Raw genomic sequence first — 4,223 nt, forward strand, 5'->3', positions numbered from 1 at the left:
ACCCGGTACGCCGCTGGGGGCGCCCTCACGAAGAAGGGCGCCCCCAGCGGCGTATGAGAAACCCGTCAGCCCAGGTGACCTGTCAGCGCGTGACGTGTCGGCGCGTGAGCTGTCAGTCCGGTTGCCCTGTCAGCCCATGAACTTCTTGAACTCGTCGGGAAGCTCGAAGTCCTGCGGCTGCTGGCCGCCCGGCAGGCCGAAGGCGCCGCCGGCCTGGCCCGCGGCCTCGCGGCGCGCGGCGGCCTCCTGCTCCTGCTGCTTGCGCTTCATCGGGTTGCCGGAACGCTGCTTGCCCTTGGCCTTCTTGGGCTGCTTCTTCTGCCGGCCGGGACCGCCACCCATGCCCGGTACTCCGGGCATCCCCGGCATGCCGCCGCCCTGGGCCATGCGGGACATCATCTTGCGGGCCTCGAAGAACCGCTCGACGAGGTTCTTGACGGCGCTGACGTCGACGCCCGAACCGCGGGCGATACGCGCGCGCCGCGAACCGTTGATGATCGTCGGTTCCTGACGCTCGCCCGGGGTCATCGACTTGATGATCGCGGCCGTGCGGTCGACGTCACGCTCGTCGAGGTTGTTGATCTGGTCCTTGATCTGGCCCATGCCGGGGAGCATGCCGAGCAGCTTGGAGATGGAGCCCATCTTCCTGACCTGCTCCATCTGGGCCAGGAAGTCGTCGAGCGTGAAGTCCTTGCCCTTGCTGGAGGCCAGCTTGGAGGCCATCTTCTCGGCCTCTTGCTGCGAGAAGGTCTGCTCGGCCTTCTCGATCAGCGTGAGCATGTCGCCCATGCCGAGGATGCGGGACGCCATGCGGTCCGGGTGGAACGCGTCGAAGTCGTCCAGCTTCTCGCCGTTCGAGGCGAACATGATCTGGCGGCCGGTGACGTGCGCGATGGACAGCGCCGCACCGCCTCGGGCGTCGCCGTCGAGCTTCGACAGGACCACGCCGTCGAAGCCGACGCCGTCGCGGAAGGCCTCCGCGGTGTTCACCGCGTCCTGGCCGATCATCGCGTCGACGACGAAGAGGACCTCGTCGGGCGAGACCGCGTCACGGATGTCCGCGGCCTGCTGCATCATCTCGGTGTCGATGCCGAGGCGGCCGGCGGTGTCGACGATGACGACGTCGTGCTGCTTCTGCCGCGCGTGCTCGATGGAGTCCTTGGCGACCTGGATCGGGTCACCGACGCCGTTGCCCGGCTGGGGCGCGTAGATGCCGACGCCCGCGCGCTCGGCGACCACGCTCAGCTGGTTCACCGCGTTCGGGCGCTGGAGGTCACAGGCGACCAGCAGCGGCGTGTGGCCCTGGCCCTGAAGCCACTTGCCGAGCTTTCCGGCGAGGGTCGTCTTACCGGCACCCTGCAGACCCGCGAGCATGATCACGGTCGGCGGCTGCTTGGCGAAGCGCAGGCGCCGGGTCTCGCCGCCGAGGATGCCGACGAGCTCCTCGTTGACGATCTTGATGACCTGCTGGGCGGGGTTGAGTGCCTGCGACACCTCGGCGCCGAGGGCCCGCTCCTTGACCTGCTTGATGAAGGCCCGCACAACGGGCAGCGCGACATCCGCCTCCAGCAGGGCGATACGGATTTCACGCGCCGTGGCGTCGATGTCCGCCTCGCTGAGGCGCCCCTTGCCGCGGAGATTCTTGAATGTCGCTGCGAGGCGATCGGAAAGAGTGTCGAACACGGCGGTCGCGAATCCTCAAGTAGGGAGCAGGCGGACGGGGTCGCCTCCAGGGTATCCGCCCGCGCGGGTTCTTAAAGTGCTCGGTTCGCCACGGGGAGGCAGAAGCCGGTGGCGAGAGGGCGACCGTACTCCGCTCTCGCCACACACGCGCCCCTCACCCCCGCAGCGTCTCCTCCAAGGCGCGGGCCACCGAAGCCGCTTCCTCGCCCGGCAGCGGCGCCCCTTCGGGCCCCGTCACGTAGAAGGCGTCCACCGCGTTCGCGCCCAGCGTGGAGACATGCGCGCTCCGCACCAGTACGTTCGCCTGCTCCAGTGCCCGCCCTATGCGGTGCAGAAGGCCGGGGGCGTCATGGGCGCGCACCTCGATGACCGTGGCGAGCCGGGAGCCTGCGGAGGCCACGGTCACCCGCGGCGGCGGCGCCACGATCCCCCGCCTCCTGGGATAGGCGGCGTCCCGCTCGGCGAGTCGTCCGGCGATGTCGAGCGAGCCTTCGAGGGCGCGCACGAGGTCCGCGCGGAGCCGGGCGGCCTGCGGCAGCGACCCGTACTCGGCGGCGACGCGCCAGTCGAGGAGCAGCACGGAGCCCTCAGAGCCCTCGGAGCCCCCGGCCCCGTGTACGGGGTCGGGCAGATCCAGCGCCCGCAGCTCCGCCGTTCGCACGGTGAGCCGGTGCATCGCGAGCACACCGGCCACCGCGGGGAGCACCCCCGGCTGGTCGGGCACGGCGATGAGCAGCTCCACCCCGAGGGGCTCCGGTTCGCCCGAGGGCTCCTCGGTCGGCGGCTCGGTCTGGGCCCGCAGCGCGAGGACGGGACCGCCTGTGCGGAACGCCTCGATCGCGAGCCGTTCCTGCTCAGCGGTGGGCGCCGCGGCCTCCGGCTCCTCGGGGGCCTCCCCGGCGAGCACGGCCGCGACCCGCTTCACCAGGTCGGCCACGAGTGACGCGCGCCAGGAGGACCAGGCGGCGGGCCCGGTGGCCAGCGCGTCCGCCTCGGTGAGCGCGTGCAGCAGCTCGAGCGTGCCCTGCGAACCGACCGCGTCGGCGACCGAGCGAACGGTCGCCGGGTCCTCCAGGTCGCGCCGGGTCGCCATCTCGACGAGCAGCAGGTGATGGCGGACGAGGGTGGCGAGCGTCGCGACGTCCGCGCGGTCGAAGCCGATGCGGGCGGCCACGTCCTTCGCGATGATCTCGCCGGCGACGGAGTGATCACCGGGCCAGCCCTTGCCGATGTCGTGCAGCAGCGCGGCCACCAGGAGGAGGTCGGGGCGGCTGACGCGCCGGGTCATTTCGGAGGCTCGTACCGCCGTCTCGATCAGGTGCCGGTCGACGGTCCAGATGTGTACGGCGTTGCGCTGCGGGCGGCAGCGTACGCGCTCCCAGTCGGGCAGCAGCTGAGTGATCAGCCCCTCCGCCTCCAGGGCCTCCCAGACGTCGACGGTCGGGCGGCCGGAGCCGAGCAGGGTGACGAGTTGTTCGCGGGCCTCGGCGGGCCAGGGCGTGGGCAGCGGGCGGGCCCCGGCGGCCATACGGCGGACCGCGTGCAGCGACAGCGGCAGGCCGGACTCGGCGGCCGCGGCGGCGGCGCGCAGCGGCAGCACGGGGTCGCGCTCGGGGCGCGCGGCGCGTGCGAGGACGACCTCGCCGTCCTGCTCGACGACCCCCTCGGCCAGCGGAGACCGCTCCGGGACGGGCTTGCCGCCGCCGAGCATGGCGCGCAGGCGCGGGCGTACGGCGCGCGACCTGAGCACGCGCCCCACCTCGCGCCAGGTGACGTCGCTGGCGTACGAGATCACGCGAGCGGCCTCGTACACCTCCCGCAGCAGGGTGTCGGCGTCCAGCAGGCCGAGTTCCGCGGCGACCTGGTCCTGTTCCTGGAGCGACAGCCGGTCGGTGGCGCGGCCGGTGGCCAGGTGCAGCGCGTCACGGACGTCCAGCAGCCGCTTGCGCGCGTCGGCGAGACCCTCGCGCGGGGCGTCCGCGAGCCAGGAGGCCGCCACGGCGCGCAGCGCGGTGGCGTCGCGGAGTCCGCCGCGCGCCTCTTTCAGGTCCGGTTCGAGGAGGTACTGCAGCTCGCCCTGGCGCTCGGCCCGTTCGGCGCACAGCTCCTGCAGGTCGGGCAGGCGTTTGGGAGCTTGGTTGCGCCAGTCCGCGAGAACGGCCGTACGCAGTCCGGCGGTGAGGCCGAGGTCGCCCGCGAGGTGGCGGGCGTCGAGGAGGCCGAGCTGCACTTTGAGGTCCTCGCCGGCGGTCTTGCGCGCCTCGGCCGGCGTGCGGACGGAGTGGTCGAGGGCGAGGCCGAGGTCCCACACGGGGTACCAGATGCGGTCGGCGAGGGCGGCGACCCCTTTGGGGTCGCTGCCGTCGTGCAGGAGCAGCAGATCGAGGTCGCTGCGGGGGGAGAGTTCGCCGCGGCCGTAGCCGCCGACGGCGACCAGCGAGACGCCGCGCAGATCCTCCGCTCCGGCGTCGAACAGTCCGGAGAGCCAGTCGTCGGTCAGTTCCGCCAGGGCCGCACGGCGCGGCGGCCCGGACCGCGCC

At 72.5% G+C, this 4,223-nt stretch carries 2 protein-coding genes; both read right to left on the reverse strand.

The features are described from left to right. Positions 1 to 129 precede the first annotated feature (129 nt). The gene (ffh, locus tag FGD71_RS35365) at positions 130 to 1,683 is read right to left on the reverse strand and encodes a signal recognition particle protein (RefSeq protein ID WP_119104643.1); all 1,554 of its coding nucleotides are present in this window, start codon (positions 1,681 to 1,683) and stop codon (positions 130 to 132) included. Positions 1,684 to 1,837: 154 nt separating this feature from the next. Then, a partial coding sequence (locus tag FGD71_RS35370) for a [protein-PII] uridylyltransferase (protein WP_119104644.1) occupies positions 1,838 to 4,223 on the reverse strand: 2,386 nt, incomplete at its 5' end.

Source organism: Streptomyces sporangiiformans (assembly GCF_005768555.2).
Lineage (GTDB): Bacteria > Actinomycetota > Actinomycetes > Streptomycetales > Streptomycetaceae > Streptomyces > Streptomyces sporangiiformans.